20 protein-coding genes are annotated in these 21,797 nt (G+C 63.4%); 12 read left to right on the forward strand and 8 right to left on the reverse strand.

All coding sequences use genetic code 11. From position 1 onward, the window contains the following. Nucleotides 1–121: 121 nt before the first annotated feature. A complete protein-coding gene (locus tag H618_RS0116930) occupies nucleotides 122–3,949 on the reverse strand; it encodes a sensor domain-containing protein (protein ID WP_028696196.1) in 3,828 nt (1,275 codons plus the stop codon). Between the two features lie 245 nt (nucleotides 3,950–4,194). Between H618_RS0116930 and H618_RS0116935 the strand changes: the two genes are divergently transcribed. From H618_RS0116935 to gdhA, 3 genes are all read left to right on the forward strand, one after another. Continuing rightward, on the forward strand, nucleotides 4,195–4,578 hold the full coding sequence (locus H618_RS0116935; protein WP_028696197.1) for a hypothetical protein: 384 nt from the start codon (nucleotides 4,195–4,197) through the stop codon (nucleotides 4,576–4,578). A 158-nt stretch (nucleotides 4,579–4,736) separates the two neighbouring features. After that, nucleotides 4,737–6,404 (forward strand): energy-dependent translational throttle protein EttA, encoded by a 1,668-nt coding sequence (ettA, locus tag H618_RS0116940; protein WP_028696198.1) that lies wholly within the window; start codon nucleotides 4,737–4,739, stop codon nucleotides 6,402–6,404. 241 nt (nucleotides 6,405–6,645) lie between these two features. Further along, nucleotides 6,646–7,986: an NADP-specific glutamate dehydrogenase gene (gene gdhA / locus H618_RS0116945; RefSeq protein ID WP_028696199.1), complete on the forward strand. Its 1,341-nt coding sequence runs from the start codon at nucleotides 6,646–6,648 to the stop codon at nucleotides 7,984–7,986. Nucleotides 7,987–8,022: 36 nt separating this feature from the next. On the opposite strand, the gene H618_RS0116950 is transcribed toward gdhA, so the two are convergent. The 4 genes from H618_RS0116950 to H618_RS0116965 form a co-directional block, all read right to left on the reverse strand. Continuing rightward, nucleotides 8,023–8,538, reverse strand: coding sequence for a GreA/GreB family elongation factor (locus H618_RS0116950; RefSeq protein WP_028696200.1), 516 nt, complete (start codon nucleotides 8,536–8,538; stop codon nucleotides 8,023–8,025). 69 nt (nucleotides 8,539–8,607) lie between these two features. After that, a complete protein-coding gene (locus H618_RS0116955) occupies nucleotides 8,608–8,967 on the reverse strand; it encodes a hypothetical protein (protein ID WP_028696201.1) in 360 nt (119 codons plus the stop codon). 112 nt (nucleotides 8,968–9,079) lie between these two features. Further along, entirely contained in the window at nucleotides 9,080–10,933 is a 1,854-nt protein-coding gene (locus tag H618_RS0116960) for an Lnb N-terminal periplasmic domain-containing protein (protein ID WP_028696202.1), read from the reverse strand. 76 nt (nucleotides 10,934–11,009) lie between these two features. Continuing rightward, nucleotides 11,010–11,498: a DUF3015 domain-containing protein gene (locus tag H618_RS0116965; protein WP_028696203.1), complete on the reverse strand. Its 489-nt coding sequence runs from the start codon at nucleotides 11,496–11,498 to the stop codon at nucleotides 11,010–11,012. A gap of 240 nt (nucleotides 11,499–11,738) precedes the next feature. On the opposite strand from H618_RS0116965, the gene H618_RS0116970 reads away from it, so the two are divergent. From H618_RS0116970 to bamJ, 5 genes are all read left to right on the forward strand, one after another. After that, complete coding sequence (locus H618_RS0116970) at nucleotides 11,739–14,177, forward strand: Lon protease family protein (protein WP_028696204.1); 2,439 nt, start codon at nucleotides 11,739–11,741, stop codon at nucleotides 14,175–14,177. A 161-nt stretch (nucleotides 14,178–14,338) separates the two neighbouring features. Beyond that, nucleotides 14,339–14,677, forward strand: a complete 339-nt coding sequence (locus tag H618_RS0116975; protein WP_028696205.1) for a PA4575 family protein — start codon at nucleotides 14,339–14,341, stop codon at nucleotides 14,675–14,677. Nucleotides 14,678–14,780: 103 nt separating this feature from the next. Beyond that, a complete protein-coding gene (locus H618_RS0116980) occupies nucleotides 14,781–15,269 on the forward strand; it encodes a TIGR00645 family protein (protein WP_028696206.1) in 489 nt (162 codons plus the stop codon). 117 nt (nucleotides 15,270–15,386) lie between these two features. Continuing rightward, nucleotides 15,387–15,692, forward strand: a complete 306-nt coding sequence (locus H618_RS0116985) for a DUF6482 family protein (RefSeq protein WP_028696207.1) — start codon at nucleotides 15,387–15,389, stop codon at nucleotides 15,690–15,692. Nucleotides 15,693–15,779: 87 nt separating this feature from the next. Continuing rightward, nucleotides 15,780–16,397 (forward strand): BamJ family beta-barrel-assembly machinery protein, encoded by a 618-nt coding sequence (bamJ, locus tag H618_RS0116990; RefSeq protein ID WP_028696208.1) that lies wholly within the window; start codon nucleotides 15,780–15,782, stop codon nucleotides 16,395–16,397. Between the two features lie 52 nt (nucleotides 16,398–16,449). Here bamJ and H618_RS0116995 read toward each other — a convergent pair whose 3' ends face one another. From H618_RS0116995 to H618_RS0117005, 3 genes are all read right to left on the reverse strand, one after another. Then, complete coding sequence (locus H618_RS0116995) at nucleotides 16,450–16,698, reverse strand: PA4570 family protein (RefSeq protein ID WP_028696209.1); 249 nt, start codon at nucleotides 16,696–16,698, stop codon at nucleotides 16,450–16,452. A gap of 148 nt (nucleotides 16,699–16,846) precedes the next feature. Then, nucleotides 16,847–17,188 (reverse strand): zinc ribbon domain-containing protein YjdM, encoded by a 342-nt coding sequence (locus tag H618_RS0117000; protein ID WP_028631723.1) that lies wholly within the window; start codon nucleotides 17,186–17,188, stop codon nucleotides 16,847–16,849. 150 nt (nucleotides 17,189–17,338) lie between these two features. Then, complete coding sequence (locus H618_RS0117005) at nucleotides 17,339–18,307, reverse strand: polyprenyl synthetase family protein (RefSeq protein WP_028696210.1); 969 nt, start codon at nucleotides 18,305–18,307, stop codon at nucleotides 17,339–17,341. 245 nt (nucleotides 18,308–18,552) lie between these two features. On the opposite strand from H618_RS0117005, the gene rplU reads away from it, so the two are divergent. From rplU to proB, 4 genes are all read left to right on the forward strand, one after another. After that, a complete protein-coding gene (gene rplU, locus H618_RS0117010) occupies nucleotides 18,553–18,867 on the forward strand; it encodes a 50S ribosomal protein L21 (protein ID WP_028696211.1) in 315 nt (104 codons plus the stop codon). Between the two features lie 38 nt (nucleotides 18,868–18,905). Beyond that, nucleotides 18,906–19,163 (forward strand): 50S ribosomal protein L27, encoded by a 258-nt coding sequence (gene rpmA, locus H618_RS0117015; protein WP_023533198.1) that lies wholly within the window; start codon nucleotides 18,906–18,908, stop codon nucleotides 19,161–19,163. A 187-nt stretch (nucleotides 19,164–19,350) separates the two neighbouring features. Beyond that, the gene (gene cgtA, locus H618_RS0117020; RefSeq protein ID WP_028696212.1) at nucleotides 19,351–20,574 is read left to right on the forward strand and encodes an Obg family GTPase CgtA; all 1,224 of its coding nucleotides are present in this window, start codon (nucleotides 19,351–19,353) and stop codon (nucleotides 20,572–20,574) included. A gap of 104 nt (nucleotides 20,575–20,678) precedes the next feature. Beyond that, nucleotides 20,679–21,797 (forward strand): glutamate 5-kinase, encoded by a 1,119-nt coding sequence (proB, locus tag H618_RS0117025; protein ID WP_028696213.1) that lies wholly within the window; start codon nucleotides 20,679–20,681, stop codon nucleotides 21,795–21,797.

Genomic DNA, 21,797 nt, shown 5'->3' on the forward strand with positions numbered 1-21,797 from the left:
GGGAAAGGGGCAGCATTCTACAGCATTGGGCAGCGGCAAGCTTGAAGCTTCAAGTTTCAAGCTTCAAGCGACAAGAAAAAGCCGTACTGCTTCAACTTGCCGCTTGCAGCTAGCAGCTGCCTCACTCCAGCATGAACAGCGCTTCATTGCTGAACTGCGCTTCGAACTGGCGGGCCGACATGGGGCGGCCGAACAGGTAGCCCTGCACCTGGTCGCAATCGTGCTCGCGAAGAAACTCCAGTTGCTCGTGGGTTTCCACGCCTTCGGCGATCACCGACAGGTTCAGGCTGTGGGCCATGGCGATGATCGCGCGGGCGATCTGCGCATCCTGTTCACCGCAGGGCAGGCCGTCGACGAAGGTGCGGTCAATCTTCAGCACGTCGATGGGGAACTGCTTGAGGTAGTTGAGCGACGAGTAGCCGGTGCCGAAGTCATCCACGGCGATGCTCAGGCCCAGTTGCTTGAGGCTGGCGAGAATCTGCATGGCTTCGTCGACTTCTCGCATCAGGATGCTTTCAGTCAATTCCAGCTCGAGGCAGGCCGGCGACAGACCGCTTTCTTCCAGAATGCCGGCGATGCGCGTGCCCAGCTGGCCGTCGGAGAACTGCCGGGCCGACAGGTTGACCGCCACCTTGGGCACTCGCACGCGGGCCTCGCGCCAGGCGCGCAACTGGCGGCTGGCCTCGCGCAGCACCCAGTCGCCGACATCCACCACCAGGCCCAGCTCTTCGAGCACCGGAATGAATTCCCCCGGCGGCACCAGCCCGCGCCGTGGATGGTTCCAGCGCAGCAAGGCTTCGGCCCCGGTCAGGCGCTTGCCATCACCGCTGAACTGCGGCTGGTAATACAGCACGAACTCGTTCTGCTCCAGGGCGTGGCGCAAATCGCTTTCCAGTTCCAGACGCTCCAGGGCGCTGGCGTTCATGTCGGCCTGATAGAACTGGAAATTGTTCTTGCCGCGTTCCTTGGCGTGGTACATCGCCGTGTCGGCGTTCTTCATCAGTTGGCTGAGTTCGCTGCCATCCTGCGGGCTGAGGGCGATGCCGATGCTGGCGGTGACGAAGAACTCGCGGTTCTCCAGCACGAACGGCCGCACCAGGCTGGCGAGGATGTTCTCGGCCACATGAATCGCCCGGGTCAGCGAGGCTTCGCGGCTGGGCCGTGGTTGCAGCAGCAGGGTGAATTCGTCGCCGCCCATGCGCGCCACGGTGTCGTCATCGTGAACGCAGGCCAGCAGGCGCTCGGCCATGTCCTTGAGCATGCGATCGCCTGCAGCGTGGCCGAGCGAATCGTTGATCGGCTTGAAGCGGTCGAGGTCGAGGAACATCAGCACCACCCACGAGGTGTTGCGCTGCGCCTGTTGCAAGGCGGTATACAGGCGATCCTGGAACAGCGTGCGGTTGGGCAGGTGGGTCAGGGCGTCGTAGTAGGCCAGGCGATGGATGCGCTGTTCGCTGGCCTTGCGCTCGCTGATGTCGGTGAAGAAGCACACGTAGCTGGCCAGATCGCCTTCGTCGTCGAACACCGCAGTGATGCCGACCCAGGCGGGGTAGTGCTCGCCACTGCGGCGCTTGAGCCACACCTCGCCCTCCCAGCTGCCGCGCTGGTGCAACTGCTTGAGCACGTAGCGCAGATGCGCTTCCTGCTGGCTGTCGACCACCAGCATGCCCGGCAACTGGTCGAGCACATCGCTCACGGCATAGCCACTGACGCGGCTGAAGGCTTCGTTGGCCTGGACGATGTAGCCGGCCGGGTCGGTGATGAGAATGGCCGAGGTGGAGTGCTCGAAGACCGTCGCGGCCATGCGCAGGTCTTTTTCGGCGCGCCGTTGCTGGCTGATGTCGCGGCCCACGCCGAGAATGCCTTCGAAGCCGCCATGCTCGTCCCACACCAGCACCACGCGCAGCTCGATGGGAATCTTGCGCCCATCGGCGCGCAGGCAGTCGAACAGGAACAACTGGGTCGGCAGGTCGCTACGCAGGCGCGCCAGTTGCTCGAGGTTGCCCAGGGCACTGGTGACCTGTTCGACCAGCTTGAGCACGCCGCTGAGCTGCGCCGGATTGGCGATGGTCGACTGCCAGCCGTTGCTGAAAATCCACTCCACCTCGTAGCCAAGCACCACTTTTACCGACGGGCTGACGTAGTTGAGCTTGAGTTGGCTGTCGGTGGAGAAAATCACGTCGCTGATGCTCTCGGCGAGCATGCGGTAGCGCTGTTCGCTGTCGCGCAGCGACTCGCTGGCTTCGATCTGCACCGTGACATCCTTGCCGACGCCGATGATCCGCGTGATCTGGCCCGCAGCGTCACGGGTCAGCACCTGCTCGCGGATGTCGTAGCAGCGCCACGAGCCATCGTGGTGACGGAAGCGCGAATGGTAGTGCAGCGGCTGCTCGTCATCGCGGCGCAGGTGCCAGCGCTGGGCGCGGTAGCGCTCGGCGTCGTCCGGGTGCATGAGCATTTCCCAGAAGCGATCGCCCATTTGCGCCAGCTCGGCGCGGCTGTAGCCCAGGGTCTGGCCGAGGTGACGATTGCTGAAGATCATCTGCTGGCTGAGCACGTCCTGCACGTAGAGCTGGTCCGGCACGGTGCGCACCACATCCGACCAGAAACTCTCACGCTCCAGCGCCGACAGCTCGACCTGCTTGCGGCTGGTGATATCGCTGATGCTGAGGATGACCGCGTGGTAGTCGCGCGGTTCGGGCAGACGCACCATCAGCCACAGGTGCACATCGCCGCCCTGGCCGGTGGGCAGGCGCACTTCCAGTTCCAGTTGCTCGCGGCGCTCGAGCACGGCATCGATGAGCTGCATGCCGACACTGTCGCGGCCATCGCCACTGCCTTCGATCAGACGTTGCCAGGCGCGGTCGTTGCACTCGACCTCAAGCAACTGGCGGGCAACCTGATTGGTCTCGGTGATTTTCAATTGCTGAAGCAGCGCGCGGCGCAGATTCGGGTCCAGCGCCAGGCTGTGGCGCAGACCGGCGCGGTTGCTCAGGTGGTGGCGCTCGAGTTGCCCGGGCAGGCTGGACAGGTCAAGCACGCACAGCGCCACCCCGGTGCCTTCGAAGATGTCGTGGTAACGTCGCCGTTCGTCCTGCAGGGTGCGCTGGCGGCGACGCAGGTTGAACAGCGCCAGCACCGGCAGCGAGGCGCACAGCAGCACCAGCAGGCATTTGCCGATCAACGCCGGCAGCAGTTGGTTGCGCGCCTGCACGGCGTCGAACAGCCCACGCAGTTGCCAGTTGCTGTTGTCCAGAAAGCTCAGCAGCACGCTGTCCAGTGGCGCGGCGTCGCTGATCGCCGGATGCTGCGCGAGCCGGTCGCCGCTGCGGCTGTTTTCCAGCAGCCACAAGGGCGAACTGGGGCCGTCCAGGCGCTGGGTGAGGCTGTACAGGTAGTCGCTGGACAACCGCAGCAGCCAGTGCCCGCCCGTGCCGTTGCGCTCGCCGTGGGCGGCCCGTGGCAACAGCAGGTACAGGGTGTGCCCGTCGGCGGAATTGCTGTAGAAGAACGCTCGCCGAGCACCGAGGCTGAGCAGCTCGTCGATGGTGCTGCGCTCTGCGCCGCCGAACTGGCTGTCATCCTGCACCTGGCCAGCGTCGTCCAGCCAGGCCAGGCCCTGCAGCGCCGGCAGGCGTGCCTGCAATTGCAGCAACGCGCCATCGGCGGCGTCGCCGAGCGGGACGTCGACATAGAGTTGCAGCATCGTCAGCGCTTGCTGGGCGCGCAGCGCCAGGTTCAATTCCAGGTGATCGGCCAATTCGGCACTGGCGCCCAGGCTTTGCTCGCGCTGCTCCAGTTGCGTGGCGCGGTACTGGGCGAACAACTGCCACACGAGCAGGCCCAGCAGCACCAGCACGAGCAGCGCCAGTGCGCCCTTGAGCGAGCCACCCAGTGCCTTGACGGGAACCGCCGGAAGCTGGGCTGAAGGTGAGGTGAAGTGGGTCACGCGCTCATCCTGCAAAGGGGCTGGCGATGGCAGGGAAACGCCTGGCGGCTGAGCCAGGGCATGAACGAAGCCGGCGCACTATAAGACGGCGCGCTGACCCCAGACTAGTCTGCTGCGAAACAGGGCGTCGCATTATGGCAAAGTGCCAGAGTTCTGTCCTGCCCGTCCGGTCGGGTCGGCATCGAGCGGTGGGTGTGCGAGAATGCCGGCCGTTTCAATGCACGTGTTCCTGGAGAAGCCTGGTTTTGGTTACCCACTATTCCCCCAATGGCCTGGAGGCTGTCTGCGGGCGTCGCGCCCAGACGCTGGTCAGCACCGCCGTGAGCGACGAGGTGTCGTGCAAGTCGTGCCAGCGCTCGCTGCTCAAGCCCGCCGTCACCCAGGTGGCCAAGGCGCCGTCACTGGCCGAGCTGCGTCAGCAGGCCCGAGCCGCCAAGGCCGTCACTGCCCCGTTCGCGGCCGAGCGTGCTGCCGCGCCTGCCACCCACACGCCGCGCGCCGCAGCGGCGCACGGCAGCGCCAGCGTGGCTGCGGGCTTCAGCGTCAAGGCGGCCTGGGCCGCGCAGTTGGCCGAGCAGGGCGGCGGCAACCGCGCCCCGCGTGGCACCCGGCGCAACGGCCGGCGTTGAGCGCCGCGCCGCGGGCCGGCTTCGTCGGGCCATCTGTGCAAGGTCACGACTTGGCGTAGAATGGCCCGCTTCGTTCCACGACATCCATTTCATTCCGGGACCAGGCCCTGGCCTGCGCGCCCGTCGATGTCCTTACCTATCTAAGAGAGGGCTTGGTCTTGGCTCAATACGTCTACACCATGCATCGGCTGAGCAAAGTCGTGCCGCCGAAGCGCGAAATCCTCAAGAACATTTCGTTGTCGTTCTTCCCCGGCGCCAAGATCGGCGTGCTGGGCCTGAACGGCGCCGGTAAATCGACCCTGCTGCGGATCATGGCCGGGGTCGACAAGGAGTTCGACGGCGAAGCCCGTCCGATGCCCGACATCAATGTCGGCTACCTGCCCCAGGAGCCGCAGCTCGACCCGAGCAAGACCGTGCGTGAAGTGGTCGAAGAAGCGGTCAGCGTGATCAAGGACGCCCAGGCGCGTCTGGACGAAGTCTACGCGGCCTACGCCGAGCCGGATGCCGACTTCGACAAGCTGGCCGCCGAACAGGCCAAGCTCGAAGCCATTCTGCAGGCGGCCGACGGCCACAACCTCGAACGCCAGCTGGACGTCGCCGCCGACGCCCTGCGCCTGCCGGCCTGGGATGCGAAGATCGAACACCTGTCCGGTGGCGAGAAGCGCCGTGTGGCGCTGTGCCGTCTGCTGCTGTCGGCCCCCGACATGCTGCTGCTCGACGAACCGACCAACCACCTGGATGCCGACTCGGTGGCCTGGCTCGAACGCTTCCTGCACGATTTCCCCGGCACCGTGGTGGCGATTACCCACGACCGTTACTTCCTCGACAACGTCGCCGGCTGGATCCTCGAACTCGACCGCGGCGCCGGCATTCCGTACGAAGGCAACTACTCGGGTTGGCTGGAAGCCAAGTCGGACCGTCTGGCCCAGGAATCCAAGCAGCAGAGCGCCCACGAGAAGGCCATGAAGGAGGAGCTGGAGTGGGTGCGCAAAGGCGCCAAGGCCCGCCAGTCCAAGTCCAAGGCACGTCTGCAACGCTTCGAGGAAATGCAGTCGCAGGAATTCCAGAAGCGCAGCGAAACCAACGAGATCTACATCCCCGCAGGCCAGCGCCTGGGCGACAAGGTCATCGAATTCAAGAACGTCAGCAAGGGCTACGGCGACCGCGTACTGATCGACAACCTGTCGTTCAGCATGCCCAAAGGCGCCATCGTCGGCGTGATCGGCGGTAACGGCGCCGGTAAATCCACGCTGTTCCGCATGCTCATGGGCAAGGAACAGCCGGATTCGGGCAGCATCGAAATCGGTGAAACCGTGCAACTGGCCTGTGTCGACCAGAGCCGTGAAGACCTCGACGGCAGCAAGACGGTGTTCCAGCAGGTGTCCGACGGTTCCGACCAGATCCGCATCGGCAGCTATGAAATTCCTTCGCGTACCTACGTCGGGCGCTTCAACTTCAAGGGCGGCGACCAGCAGAAGTTCGTTAAGGACCTGTCCGGTGGTGAGCGTGGCCGTCTGCACCTGGCGCTGACCTTGAAAGAGGGGGGCAACGTGCTGCTGCTCGACGAACCGTCCAACGACCTCGACGTGGAAACCCTGCGTTCGCTGGAAGAAGCGCTGCTCGACTTCCCTGGCGCCGCCATCGTGATTTCCCACGATCGGTGGTTCCTTGACCGTGTGGCCACGCACATCCTGGCCTACGAAGACGATTCAAACGTGGTGTTCTTCGAAGGCAACTACACCGAGTACGAAGCCGATCGCAAAAAACGCCTGGGCGACGCGGCAGCCCAGCCGCACCGCGTGCGTCACAAGAAGCTGGCGCAGTAACTAGCCAGCGGTTGCACGAAAATGGGGCCATGATCGGCCCCATTTTTGTGCCTGGGCTATTCCGGTCATGAGCCCATTCGACGGGGATTTATCGAATTAGAGCAGGTTGCATTTTGTATACATTTATATAAACGCACCAAAAATTTTCATTAAAACGACATCACGCACTTTTGCAGTGCGGTCGCTCTTGCTAGAGTCGGGAAAAAATCAACAAGTTCCTCCTCTTGGTGAGATGTCTAGCATGATCGAATCCGTCGACAGTTTCCTGGCCCGCCTGCACCAGCGCGACCCTGCCCAACCCGAATTCCACCAGGCCGTGGAAGAGGTGCTGCGCAGCCTCTGGCCCTTCCTCGAAGCCAATCCTCACTACCTGCAATCAGGCATCCTCGAACGCATGTGCGAACCCGAGCGTGCGGTGCTGTTCCGTGTTTCCTGGGTCGATGACCAGGGCAAGGTGCAGGTCAACCGCGGCTTCCGCATTCAGATGAGCAGCGCCATCGGCCCGTACAAGGGCGGCCTGCGCTTCCACCCCTCGGTGAACCTCAGCGTGCTCAAGTTCCTGGCCTTCGAGCAGGTGCTGAAGAACTCGCTGACCTCGCTGCCCATGGGTGGCGGCAAGGGCGGCTCGGACTTCGACCCGAAGGGCAAGAGCGATGGCGAAGTCATGCGCTTCTGCCAGGCCTTCATGAGCGAGCTGTACCGCCACATCGGCGCTGACGTCGACGTGCCGGCTGGTGATATCGGTGTTGGCGGTCGCGAAATCGGCTATCTGTTCGGTCAGTACAAGCGTCTGGCCAACCAGTTCACCTCGGTGCTCACCGGCAAGGGCATGAACTACGGTGGCAGCCTGATTCGCCCCGAGGCCACCGGCTATGGCTGTGTGTATTTCGCCGAGGAAATGCTCAAGCGCAAACAACTGCGCATCGACGGTCACCGGGTGGCGATCTCCGGCTCCGGCAACGTCGCCCAGTACGCCGCGCGCAAGGTCATGGACTTGGGCGGCAAGGTCATCTCGCTGTCCGATTCGGAAGGCACGCTGTACTGCGAAGCCGGCTTGAACGATAGCCAGTGGGATGCGCTGATGGAGCTCAAGAACGTCAAGCGCGGCCGCCTCAGCGCCCTGGCCGGTGAGCTGGGCCTGGAGTTCCGCAAGGGCCAGACGCCGTGGTCGCTGCCCTGCGACATCGCGCTGCCCTGCGCAACCCAGAACGAACTGAACCTGGACGATGCTCGCACCCTGCTGGGCAACGGCTGCTTCTGCGTCGCCGAGGGCGCCAACATGCCGACCACCCTCGATGCGGTCGACCTGTTCATCGAAGCCGGTACGTTGTTCGCTCCGGGCAAAGCGTCCAACGCCGGTGGCGTTGCGGTGTCGGGCCTGGAAATGTCGCAGAACGCCATGCGCCTGCTGTGGACCGCAGGTGAGGTGGACAGCAAGCTGCACAACATCATGCAGTCGATCCACCATGCCTGCGTGCACTACGGTGAAGAGGCCGACGGCAGCGTCAACTACGTCAAAGGCGCCAACATCGCCGGCTTCGTCAAAGTGGCCGATGCCATGTTGGCGCAAGGAGTGGTGTAAAGCGGCGAGGGGGCGAAGGGGGTCGTACCTTCGCGCCTAGGCGCGACTGCCCGTGGACTCGCCCGCGTCGATCGCGATCACCTCGATCAGCAGATCCCCTGCTGGCCGCTTCCATAGCACTTCATGACCTGGCGCTGCACCGAGCAGCGCCTGCCCCAAGGGCGAGCCCCAGTTGATCAGGCCGCGCGTGGCATCGGCCTCGTCTTCGCCCACCAGACGCACCTGTTGCTTATGGTCATGCTCATCGGCGAAGGTCACGCGGCTGCCGATCTGCACCTTGTCATGCGCAGTGGGTGTCGGCACCGGCTGGGCGCTGAGTACCCGAGCGGTGAAATAACGCAGGTCGCTTTCGTTGTCGGCCAGGCGTTGCTTGTCGGCCCGTTCGCCTTGCGCTTGCAGTTGCCGGCGCTCGGCGTTGAGCGTCTCGACGCGGGACTGCAACTGGGCCAGGCCGCTGGCGGTGACGTAATTGGGTTGCTCGCTGATGCGCCGTTGCACAGGCTCACTGGCCTGGGCGGCGGCGTGATCTTCATTGACGAATGCTCGGCTCATGCTAAGGCCTCCTTTGAGAGTGGGACCCTGGGCATCGCCCTGTGGTTTCGTTGCATGGCTTGTGCATGCTCAGTGATGGCGGAAGGCGCGGGCCATATCGCGGGCGTTTTCCTGCTGCCAATCGCGCTCACGCTCATCCAGGAAACTGGCGCGTTCGACACGCTGGTCGTGGCTGGCCTGCATGCCCTCGCATTGCCGGAAACCATCGTCCCAGCCAGTTTCATATTGGCGCTCGGCGAGGTAGCGCGGCACGTTCTTGCGAAAACGGCCGACCGTCAGCTCGGCGGCCTCTCGGCCGCTACTGCACCCATCCTGAAAGCCGTCGGCATAGGCGGGCGGGTAACCGTCCTGCAGCATCTGCTCTCGCGCCGACTGGCAGCCGACCAGCAGCAGCAACGACACGCACAGCCCACACCAATATCGCGCCATGTCCATGAACCCTCGAAGGATTCAACGAGTCTAGGCGCGAGTTTGTCGCCGGGATGTCAAAACGATGTGCAATTGCCATGCGGCCTGAAGGGCTCGATGGCAATACGCCAACTCAGTAGTGATACCACTTCATCTCGAGCATGACCTCGTTCTGCGCCGAGGTCAGGTGACTGAACTCACGCTTGGCGCTCAGGCGCAGGCCCAGGTTGCGCGACAGCTCCCATTGCTGATTGAGACTCAGGCTACGCCGCACCTCGCCATTGGTGAAGAAATCGCCCTTGGCCTCAAGGCTCAGGTTGCCCAGCCCGTTGCGCCACAGCACGCCAGTGTTGAAGCCGGCAGCCGGGGAGATGAACTCGGCGAAGTCGTTGTGGTGTTCGACCCGCGCAGTGCCGAGGGCAAAACCCAGCACATCGTCGGCCAGTTGCCAGGTACCACCGGCGCCGCCATTGACGTGGCTGACCAACACTTCATCGCCATGCTTGCCCGGCACCCGCTCCAGCCCCCCTGCGACCTGCCACGACCACGGCTGCAACAGGGCGTTGCGCGGGGTCAGCGAGCGGATGGTGGCCAGGTCCAGGCGCTGTACCTGCCATTGGTTGCCTTCGTACTGGCGCACCTTGAGCTGGAGGATTTCGATCTGCGCACCCAGCGGGAAGCCATAGGCGTTGTCGTTGAGGTCGTGGTAGGCCATGCGCAGGCCATATTCGGCAAAGGCGCGATCATCGCGGGTACCGACCCCCAGCTGCCAGGTGCGCGACTCATGGCCTTCTTCCGGCAGGCCGGGTTTTTCGATCTGCAAGGGCGGCGGCGGGTTGCGGTTGATCGCCCGCAGCAGCTCGAAACTGCGTGCAGCTTGCGCCGGATCACGTTCCTGGCCATTGGCGCGGTAGCGCTCCAGGCGGTAGGCGGCGTCCTGCACCAGCGCCTGGCGCTCGCGCGGCAGGGCGGTGAAGCCTGGGCTTTGCAACTGAGCGGTGTCAGCGCTGAGCGCCAGCACCTGTCGCTGTTCCTCGGCATCCAGCGGCTCGGCGCGGGCCAGCAGTTCGCGCTCGCGGGAGGGACGGTAGCGGGTGTCGGCGACCAGGCCCGACTGCTTGACCGCTTTGACCGTGTCGGTGGGAATCGCGGTCAGGGGGAATTGCGAGGTCAGGTCGAGCGACGGACGCGCCACCTGCAGCAGTTCGAGCAGGCGGTACGAGCAGTTTTCATCGAAGAAGAAGTAGTCGAACTGCACCTGCTTGAGTTCCCAGACATGCTCGACCATGCGCCCGGTTTCTTCCGGCGTCAGGTTCAACTGGTATTCCCACAGGTCGCGGTTCTCCAGGCTGCGGTATTCGGAGAGCTTGTCCTGGTAAGGCATCAGCGCGAACAGGCCTGGGTAGCCGCCGGCCAGGCCTTTCCAGGCGTAGAGAATGCTGTTGTCACTGCCTTCGATGTACGCGCCGAAGTTGATCGCGTAGCTCAGCAGCGAGGTTTCGTTGCTGTGGGTATCGGCCTTGTCGATACGCAGCAAGGTGTGGCCGAACATCGACGAGGGGCTGTTCAGGTACGCCGCCGGGAAGATCAGCGCCGCGCTGTGCGGTGCGACGTCTGCGTACCATTCGCGGTATTCGCTGCAGTCCGGACGCGGTAGGTCGGTCAGGGTCAGTTGCTCGCGCAACCAGCGGGTACGCGCCGGGAACACGCACTGGGCATGCTGGTTGCCCAGGCTTGCCGGGGCATACAGCGCCGCGACGGTCGCTTGCAGCTCTTGCGCGGGATGGTGCGCGCCGTCGTCTGCGAGAAAGAATTTGCGGTCGTCGACATAACTGCGCCAGCCGCCCAGCTTGCCTTTCTCGTAATGCCCCAGGGCGATCCAGTACGGCAGGTCAGCCAGCTGCTGCGCGCGGGCCGAATCGAGGTGGGGTGCGGCATGCAGCGGTGCGCTGACGCTGAGCGCCAGCAGGGAAAGGCGTTTGAGCATGTCGGGCAACTAGGTCAGGAGGAGGCCGATAGGATGCACCGAACCCGCCCTGTTGTGCAGGGCGGGTTGGCAGGACTCAAGCCTCGGTGGCGTACTTGGCCAGTTGCGGGTCGGTCTTGAGGACCGCGAGGGTGTTGGTGTGCACGGTCTCGGCGTTGACGTCTGCAGTGTTGAAGATCTGCTGGAAGTGCTCGTGAGTGACGGAGGCGAAGCGCGCACGATCTTCAGGCGCCACACCCATGACCACGGCGTAGGTGGTCAGGGCTTCGCCTTGACCTTGCGCCATGTCTTCGGACAGCTCGTTCATCATGCCATTCATGGCAAGCCAGGATTTGCCGCCGTAGGTCAGCGAAGCCTTGGTCGAGCAACCGTTGGTGCCCGAGGTCATGCCGAAGGTGGCGTTACCGGAAGTGCCGTTGGTGGTTGAAGCCAGGAAATGGGCCGGAGTACCGCGCTGGCCCTCGAACAGCATGTTGCCCCAACCGCAGTTCGGGCCGCCTGGCGCTTCGGCCATGGCGTTGATCGAAACTGCGGCGAACAGGGTACCCAGAAGAATCCGTTTCATAGCATTGTTCTCTTTTTCGTAGACGTTCCAATGGTCAGGGTCTGGCAGCGAGATGCCAGCTCGGGAAGTCTTTCTACTCCTCCCGCGCAATTTGGAGTCTAGGCCTGATCCAAAGGTTGCGTGGCTTATCGCGAAAAATTTGCGCGTGTGTGGCTGCGACATAAAGTCCGGGCGAGCCTTGCCAGTGGTGCGCGGGCAGCCCCAGAATGCCAGCACTGCCCGCCGAAGTAAGGAAACCCAATGCCCGATCCTGTCGCCTCGCGCCTGCGTCTCGCGCCACAAGCCCTGACCCGGCGTTTCTCCGCTGAACAGTTCGCCTTTTCCACCACCGATGATCTGGAGCCGTTCCGTGGCGTGCTGGGCCAGGAGCGTGCTGTCGAGGCCTTGCAGTTCGGCGTGGCGATGCCGCGGCCCGGGTATAACGTCTTCGTCATGGGTGAGCCGGGCACCGGCCGTTTCTCGTTCGTCAAACGCTACCTGAAGGCCGAAGGCAAGCGCCAGAAGACCCCGGCCGACTGGGTCTACGTCAACAACTTCGACGACCCGCGCGAACCGCGCGCGCTGGAGCTGCCATCGGGCAGCGCCGGTGACTTCGTCGCCGACATGCATGGCCTGATCGACAACCTGCTGGCGACCTTCCCGGCGGTGTTCGAACACCCCTCGTTCCAGCAGAAGAAGGGCGCCATCGACCGCACCTTCAACCAGCGTTACGACCGCGCCCTCGACGTCATCGAGCGCGCCTCGCTGGAGCGTGATGTGGCGCTGTATCGCGACAGCAGCAACGTCGCCTTCACCCCCATGGCCGATGGCAAGGCGCTGGATGAAGCCGAGTTCGCGCAGTTGCCCGATGAGGTGCGCGAGCGTTTCCACAGCGACATCGCCGCCCTGGAAGAACGCCTCAACGAAGAACTCGCCAGCCTGCCGCAGTGGAAGCGCGAGTCGAACAATCAGCTGCGCCAGCTCAACGAAGAAACCATCACCCTGGCCCTGCAGCCGTTGTTGGCGCCGCTGTCGCAAAAGTATGCGGAAAACGCCGGGGTCTGCGCCTACCTGCAATCGGTGCAGTTGAACCTGCTGCGCACGGTGATCGAGCAACTGGTCGAAGACAGCAAGACCGACGCCGCCGCGCGCAAGCTGCTCGAAGACCAGTACGTGCCGAGCCTGGTCGCAGGTCACGCCGGCAACAGCGGGGCGCCGGTGGTGTTCGAACCACACCCGACCTACGACAACCTGTTCGGGCGCATCGAATACAGCACCGACCAGGGCGCGCTGTACACCTCCTACCGGCAGTTGCGCCCCGGCGCACTGCACCGCGCCAACGGCGGTTTCCTGATTCTTGAAGCCGAGAAAATGCTCGGTGAGCCGTTCGTCTGGGACGGCCTCAAGCGCGCCTTGCAGTCGCGCCAGCTGAAGATGGAATCGCCGCTGGGCGAACTGGGCCGGGTCGCGACCATCAGCCTGACTCCGCAAGTGATCCCGCTTAGCGTCAAGCTGGTGATCATCGGCTCGCGCCAGCTGTACTACGCCCTGCAGGACCACGACTCGGACTTCCAGGAGATGTTCCGCGTGCTGGTGGACTTCGACGAAGACATGCCGATGGTCGACGAGAACCTCGAGCAGTTCGCCCAGTTGCTGCGCACCCGCACCAACGAAGAGGGCATGGCGCCGCTGACCAGCGATGCCGTGGCTCGCCTGGCCACCTACAGCGCACGCCTGGCAGAAAACCAGTCGCGCCTCTCGGCCCGCATCGGTGACCTGTTCCAACTGGTCAGCGAAGCGGACTTCATCCGCCAGCTGGCCAGCGACGAGATGACCGACGCCGGCCACATCGAGCGTGCCCTGCGGGCCAAGGCCACGCGCACCGGGCGGGTCTCGCAACGGGTGCTGGACGACATGCTCGCCGGCATCATCCTCATCGACACCGACGGCGCCGCCATCGGCAAGTGCAACGGCCTGACCGTGCTGGAAGTGGGTGATTCGGCCTTCGGCATGCCGGCGCGTATCTCCGCGACGGTCTACCCCGGCGGCAGTGGCATCGTCGACATCGAACGCGAGGTCAACCTCGGCCAGCCGATTCACTCCAAAGGGGTGATGATCCTCACCGGCTATCTGGGTAGCCGCTACGCCCAGGAATTCCCCCTGGCGATTTCCGCGAGCATCGCGCTGGAGCAGTCGTACGGCTATGTCGACGGTGACAGCGCCTCGTTGGGAGAGGCCTGCACGTTGATTTCGGCGCTGTCGCGCACCCCGCTCAAGCAATGCTTCGCCATCACCGGCTCGATCAACCAGTTCGGCGAAGTGCAGGCGGTGGGTGGCGTCAACGAGAAGATCGAAGGCTTCTTCCGCCTGTGCCAGGCCCGTGGATTGAATGGCGAACAAGGGGTGATCATTCCCAAGGCCAACGTCGCCACGCTGATGCTCGATGAACGCGTGCTGCAAGCGGTGGAGAATGGCCAGTTCCACGTCTATGCCGTGAGCCAGGCCGATGAGGCCCTGAGCCTGCTGGTGGGCGAGGATGCCGGGGCACCGGACGAAGAGGGCGAATTCCCCGAAGGCAGCGTCAACGCGCGGGTGGTCGAGCGCCTGCGCTTCATTGCCGAGATGGTCAGCGAAGAGGACGTCAAAGAGGCGGAAAAAGAGCGTCTCGAGGACATGGTGGCGCAAGCAAAACCTAACTAGTCAATAATCCGGCGCTGAAGGCTAATGGCTACCGTTCGGCGCCGGTTTTCCAACTGTCAGTCACTCTCTACTACGCTCAAACAAGGACAGTTTCAGCGTTCAAGACGAAAACAGCCCTGCCGTTAGGGGGCTGAACGTGCTCGATCAGAGAGGCGGCCGCCATGCGCAACCTCAGCCTCACCCGCCAGTGCCTGGGCCTGGTGACCCGCATCGAATGCTCGATCCGCCCGTTGGCCGGTGGCAATGGTTTATGGACGCTGTTGTTCGCCGCTGGCATGCAGGGCGAGCAGCCCTCGGCGATCAAGGCCCAAGGGCCGTTCCATGGGCCGTTGGTTGCCGAATCGGTGATGAACGCCATCGTCGACAGCCTGACCCTGCACGGTTATCAGGTTGCCGACGATCCGCAGATCTGGTGCCTGCATTTGCAGGCGCAACTGCGCCGCATCAACGGCGAGCGCTGCCGCAACCTTGGCGACTATCAATTCCATCCTGAGCAGTGAGCGCGCCTGCGTCGGTGATGTGCATCTGCCACGGGCTTTTTCTGGCACAGGCTGCTGGATATACTCGCCCGCGCTGTCCCGCCATCTGACGAGTCCTTTCCCCATGGAACGCTTTCTTGAAAACGCGATGTATGCCTCCCGCTGGCTGCTCGCTCCGATCTACTTTGGCCTGTCGCTGGGCCTGCTGGCCCTGGCGCTGAAATTCTTCCAGGAAATCATTCACGTCCTGCCCAACGTGTTCAGCATGGCCGAGGCCGACCTGGTGCTGGTGATACTGTCGCTGATCGACATGTCGCTGGTCGGTGGTCTGCTGGTGATGGTGATGTTCTCTGGCTACGAGAACTTCGTGTCACAGATGGACATCGACGAGGGCAAGGAAAAGCTCAGCTGGCTGGGCAAGATGGACTCCACCTCGCTGAAGATGAAGGTTGCCGCGTCGATCGTGGCGATTTCCTCGATTCATCTGCTGCGGGTGTTCATGGATGCGCAGAACATCTCCACCGAATACCTGATGTGGTACGTGATCATCCACATGACCTTCGTCATTTCGGCCTTCGTCATGGGCTATCTGGACAAGCTCACCAAGCACTGAGTGAGCCGCTGCGGCGGGCAGGTGCCCGCCAGACCAGCGGCACGCGCTGCGGGTTGTGCTTTACCTTGATCTGTACGAAAAATGGGCTTCCATGGCCGTGTGCCAAGAGGTGTGTCCATGAACCTGCATCAGCTTCATCTCGAGGCCATCGCTGGCCGTGTGGAAGAACTCAACCTGATCGGCATCGAGGGCGGTGATTACCTGCTCGAAGCCTGCCTCGATGGCAAGCCCCATCCGCTCGCCGACGCCCAGGGCCAACGCCTGCGTGTGCGCTCGGTGACCGAGGCCCGCGAGCTGCTGCAGGCCTTGCCCCTCGAGTCGATGAACCTGGTGCACTGGTCGGTGCAGGACGAGATGTGCGGCATGGGCGTGCACCCCGAAGAAGACTTGAAAGTGGCCATCTCGCCCCATCCGACCTGGTAGCTGATTACCCGCGCGCGGGTGTGCTAGGCTGCTGGCCCTTTATCATCCAGGGCGCAGCGCTCGTGCGCCCGGCAGCGGAGCAAGTCAATGTCCGAACTCAATCTGTCCACCGACGAAACCCGCGTCAGCTACGGCATTGGCCGCCAGCTGGGCGGTCAACTGCGTGACAACCCGCCACCGGGTGTCAGCCTCGAAGCCATCGTCGCTGGCCTGACCGACGCCTTCACCGGTGCCGAAAGCCGCGTCAGCGAAGCCGACCTGTCGGCGAGCTTCCAGGTGATCCGTGAAGTCATGCAGGCTGAAGCTGCGGCCAAGGCCGAAGCGGCGGCGGGTGCTGGCAAGGCATTCCTCGCCGAGAACGCTCAGCGCGAAGGCGTTATCACCCTGGCCTCGGGCCTGCAGTACGAAGTGGTCACCACTGGCGAAGGCGCCAAGCCTGGCCGTGACGACACCGTGCGTACCCACTACCACGGCACCTTGATCGACGGTTCGGTGTTCGATAGCTCGTACCAGCGTGGCCAGCCTGCCGAATTCCCGGTGGGCGGCGTGATCGCCGGTTGGACCGAAGCCCTGCAACTGATGAACGCCGGCAGCAAGTGGCGCCTGTACGTGCCGAGCGAGCTGGCCTACGGCGCCCAAGGCGTTGGCAGCATCGCCCCGCACAGCGTGCTGATCTTCGACATCGAGCTGCTCGACGTCCTGTAATTCCCCGCTTCACCGCGCGCGGGGCGCTGCATTTGGCCCCGCAACGCGCTTTTCAGTGCCCCCATTCTGCGCCGCCCGGGCGCAACGCTCTGGCATAGCAGAATAGAAACAGGTTACGCACCAGCTCCTTGAGCACGATCGGTTCGCTGGAATTCAGCCCGCTGAGGTCCAGGTCGCCCTGATCGCGTAGTTCGTCGATAGCCTCTTCACCAAGCACCGCGCACACTTCGCCGGTTTCGCGATGGAGGATGCGCAGGTAGGGTTGAGGACGGTCGAGCCAGGCGTCGATGAGGTAGGTCATGGGGTTTCTCCTTGGAAAGCATTTCCAATGAGAATAATTCTTATTATCAGAATAGCAAGCGCCTATTGGCGGTTTTCATGTTTCTGTGCGTGATCCCCTTGCAGGATCTGCCAGGGCCGCCGCTCAGGCAGCCCCGTGCACAGCGCGATCAGACCTTGCGCACGAATTCGGACTTCAGCTTCATGGCGCCGATGCCGTCGATCTTGCAATCGATGTCGTGATCGCCGTCACACAGGCGAATGTTCTTCACCTTGGTGCCGACCTTGACCACCAGCGACGAGCCTTTGACTTTAAGGTCCTTGATGACGGTGACGGTATCGCCGTCCTGCAACACGTTGCCGACCGAATCCTTCTTCACCACTTCATCGCTGGCCGCCTCGGCGTCGCCGCTGGCCGACCACTCGTGGGCGCATTCAGGGCAGATCAGCTGGGTGCCGTCTTCGTAGGTGTATTCGGAATTGCATTTGGGGCAGGGGGGCAGCGTGCTCACTTCGGTTCCTTAAGCAGGGGGCGGAAAGGCCCACATTGTATAAGGTATTGGCGGCGAAGTGTTTATGTCCGGACAAATGCAGCGCGGGTGAACCGCCCGTTGCGAGTTACGCAGCAGGGGGTTCACCCGCGAGGATGAAGCGCTGGGGAATCAGTGCGTACGTGCGACGGCGAACTCGCTCAGTTCGATCAGGGCCGTGCGGTATTCGCTGGCCGGCAGCACTTCCAGGCATTCGATGGCGCGCTTGACGTAGTCGCGTGCCAGCTCGGCGGTGTACTTCAGCGCACCGGATTGCTCGACCGCCAGGCGAATCTGCTCGAGGTCTTCCAGGCCGCCTTTCTGGATGGCCTGGCGTACCAGCGCGGCCTGCTCGGGCGTGCCTTCGCGCATGGTGTAGATCAGCGGCAGGGTCGGTTTGCCTTCGGCCAGGTCGTCGCCGACGTTCTTGCCCAGGGTTTCCGAGTCGCCTTTATAGTCGAGCAGGTCGTCGACCAGCTGGAAGGCCACACCCAAGTGGTCACCGAAGGTACGCAGGGCTTCGCGCTGGCTTTCATCGGCGCCGGCCAGGGCGGCGGCGCTGTGGGTAGAGGCTTCGAAGAGCATCGCGGTCTTGCCGCGGATGACCTCCATGTACACCTCTTCACTGGTGCTGGCGTCACGTACCCGCGACAGTTGCAGCACTTCACCTTCGGCGATGACCCGGGTCGCGCGCGACAGAATCTGCATCACCGGCATCGAGCCCAGCTCGACCATCATTTCGAACGAGCGCGAATAAAGGAAGTCGCCCACCAGCACGCTTGGTGCATTGCCCCACAGGGCGTTGGCGGTGGAGCGGCCGCGACGCATGCCCGACATGTCGACCACATCGTCGTGCAGCAGGGTGGCGGTGTGGAGGAATTCGATGGTCGCGGCGAGCAGGCGCAGGTCGTCGCTTTCGCGGCCCAGGGCCTTGCCGCAGAGCAGCACCAGCAGGGGGCGCAAGCGCTTGCCACCGGCCGAGGTGATGTAGTCGCCGATCTTCGATACCAGCGGCACGCGCGAGGTCAGCTGTTTCTTGATGATCTCGTCGACGGCACTGAAGTCTTCAGCCACCGCGCGGTAGAAGGATTGGGGTTGCATCGGCTGCTCCATTGAGGTTGCGCGGCATGCTAGGTCGCGGGTACGGGTGTGTCAAGGCGCGTGGCGGCGGGCTCGGGGGCGGTACTTGCAAGGGGCAGGGCGGTTGCGTACAATCGCGCACCCTACTTTCCTGGGCAGCACCTGCCTTACGCAATTGCACCGGGCCTTTCCAGCCTCGTGCAGCCATGCCAGCCAATACTCTTCTTATAAAGCGCTGGGTGAGCAGGATTATCGGAGAAATACCCATGTCTTACGCAGTAATCGTTACCGGCGGCAAGCAGTACAAAGTCGCTGAAGGTGAATACCTCAAGGTCGAGAAACTGGAAGTCGCCACTGGCGAATCCGTAACCTTCGACCGCGTTCTGCTGGTTGCCAACGGTGACGCCGTCACCATCGGTGCTCCAGTCGTCGCCGGCGCTACCGTCGTTGCCGAAGTCGTGTCGCAAGGTCGTCACGATAAAGTGCGCATCATCAAGTTCCGTCGTCGTAAGCACCACATGAAGCGTATGGGCCACCGCCAGTGGTTCACCGAGATCAAAATCACCGGTATCCAGGCTTAATCGCCTCGGTCCCCTGAATTTATTTGGAGAATTGAACCATGGCTCACAAGAAGGCTGGTGGTAGTACTCGTAACGGTCGCGACTCAGAATCGAAACGCCTTGGCGTGAAGATGTATGGCGGCCAGGTTATCAAGCCAGGCAACATCATCGTCCGCCAGCGCGGCACCGAATTCCACCCGGGCTACGGCGTGGGCATCGGCAAGGATCACACCCTGTTCGCCAAGATCGAAGGCGTGATCAAGTTCGAGAAGAAAGGCGAGTTCAACCGCCGTTACGTGAGCATCGTCGCCGCTTAATCGCGACGTCGCTCCAGAAGCCCCGTCATGCGACGGGGCTTTTTCGTTTGTAGTGAGCCTCTTGCAAAGCTGTTTGTATGGGCTGCCGGCGTGGGTTTCTACTGCTGTACGGGGCCGCCGCGCCATCTTCGCAAGAGCCTCAAGGTTATCCAGTATTCAACTCGTCGAGAGACGAGAGGCGGTTTTTATGAAGTTTGTTGACGAAGTATCCATTCGGGTCAAAGCCGGTGACGGCGGCAACGGTTGCATGAGCTTCCGTCGCGAGAAGTTCATCGAGAACGGCGGTCCCAACGGTGGCGACGGCGGTGATGGTGGTTCGGTGTACATGGTCGCCGACGAAAACCTCAACACCCTGGTCGACTACCGCTACACCCGCCACCACGAGGCCCAGCGCGGCGCCAACGGCGGCAGCACCGATTGCACCGGCAAGAAAGGCGAAGACCTGTTCCTGCGCGTGCCGGTCGGCACTACGGTGATCGACGCCACCACCCAGGAAGTCATCGGTGACCTGATCAAGCCCGGTCAGAAACTGATGGTCGCCCAGGGCGGCTGGCACGGCCTGGGCAACACCCGCTTCAAGTCCAGCACCAACCGTGCGCCGCGCCAGACCACGCCCGGCAAGCCCGGCGATCAGCGCGACCTGAAGATGGAAATGAAAGTGCTCGCCGACGTCGGCCTGCTCGGCCTGCCCAACGCCGGCAAGAGCACCTTCATCCGCTCGGTCTCGGCCGCCAAGCCGAAAGTTGCCGATTACCCGTTCACCACCCTGGTGCCGAACCTGGGTGTGGTCAGCGTCGACCGCTGGAAGAGCTTCGTCATCGCCGACATCCCCGGCCTGATCGAAGGCGCCTCCGATGGTGCCGGCCTGGGTATTCGCTTCCTCAAGCACCTGGCGCGTACCCGCGTGCTGCTGCACCTGGTGGACATGGCGCCACTGGATGAAAGCAGCCCGGCCGATGCCGCCGAAGTGATCGTCAACGAGCTGACCCGCTTCAGCCCGTCGCTGGCCGAGCGTGAGCGCTGGCTGGTGCTGAACAAGGCCGACATGGTCATGGACGACGAGCGCGATGAACGCGTCAAGGAAGTGGTCGAGCGTCTGCAGTGGGAAGGCCCGGTCTACGTGATTTCGGCGATCTCCAAGCAGGGCACCGAGAAGCTCAGCCACGACCTGATGCGTTACCTCGAAGACCGCGCTGATCGCCTGGCCAACGACCCGGTGTTCGCAGCCGAACTCGCCGAGCTCGACCAGCGCATCGAAGACGAGGCGCGCGCCCAGTTGCAAGCCCTGGACGACGCCCGCACCTTGCGCCGCACCGGCGTCAAGAGCGTGCACGACATCGGCGACGACGATGACTGGGATGACTTCGAAGACGACGAAGACGGCCCGGAAATCATTTACGTGCGCGACTGATTGGTTGCAGCAAGTTGCAGTACACTGGACGCCGCTCAATCGAGCGGCGTTTTAGTATCCACATATCAACGCTATCTACAGATTCGACATAGGTTGGAAAGAAGATGCGAAGCAAGGTGACGGGCGCGCAGCGCTGGGTCGTGAAGATCGGCAGTGCCCTGCTGACAGCCGACGGCAAAGGGCTGGACCGCGGTGCCATGGCGGTCTGGGTCGAGCAGATGGTGGCATTGCGTGAAGCGGGCGTGGAACTGGTGCTGGTCTCGTCCGGGGCAGTCGCCGCCGGCATGAGCCAACTGGGCTGGACCACCCGACCGAGCGCGATGAACGAGCTGCAGGCCGCCGCCGCCCTGGGCCAGATGCGCCTGGTGCAGGCCTGGGAGTCGAGCTTCGGTGAGCACGGCAAGCACACCGCGCAGATTCTGCTGACCCACGATGACCTGTCCGACCGCAAGCGCTACCTCAACGCGCGCAGCACCTTGCGCACCCTGGTCGACCTCGGCGTGGTGCCGGTGATCAACGAAAACGACACGGTGGTCACCGACGAGATTCGCTTCGGCGACAACGACACCTTGGCCGCGCTGGTGGCCAACCTGGTGGAAGCCGACCTGTTGGTGATCCTCACCGACCGCGACGGCATGTTCGATGCCGACCCGCGCAACAACCCCGAAGCCTCGCTGATCTACGAAGCCCGTGCCGATGATCCGAGCCTGGATGCCGTCGCCGGTGGCACTGGCGGCGCCCTGGGCCGTGGCGGCATGCAGACCAAGCTGCGCGCCGCGCGCCTGGCAGCCCGCTCCGGCGCCCACACCATCATCATCGGCGGGCGCATCGAGCGCGTGCTCGATCGGCTCAAGGCCGGTGAGCGCCTCGGCACCTTGCTCTCGCCCGAACGCGGAATGCTCGCGGCGCGTAAGCAATGGCTGGCCGGGCACTTGCAGACCCGCGGCACCCTGGTGCTCGACGCCGGCGCCGTGCAGGCGCTGAAGGCGGCGCACAAGAGCCTGCTGCCGGTTGGCGTGAAGACCGTACAGGGCAGTTTCCGCCGCGGTGAAATGGTCATCTGCGTCGACCTCGATGGTCGTGAAGTGGCCCGGGGTCTTGCCAACTACAGTGCGCTGGAAGCGCAGAAAATCATCGGCCAGCCGTCCGACGCCATCGAGGCCATCCTCGGTTACAGCGCCGAGCCCGAGCTGGTCCATCGCGACAACCTGGTTCTGGTTTGA

The organism is Pseudomonas cremoricolorata DSM 17059 = NBRC 16634, from assembly GCF_000425745.1.
Taxonomy (GTDB): Bacteria; Pseudomonadota; Gammaproteobacteria; order Pseudomonadales; family Pseudomonadaceae; genus Aquipseudomonas; species Aquipseudomonas cremoricolorata.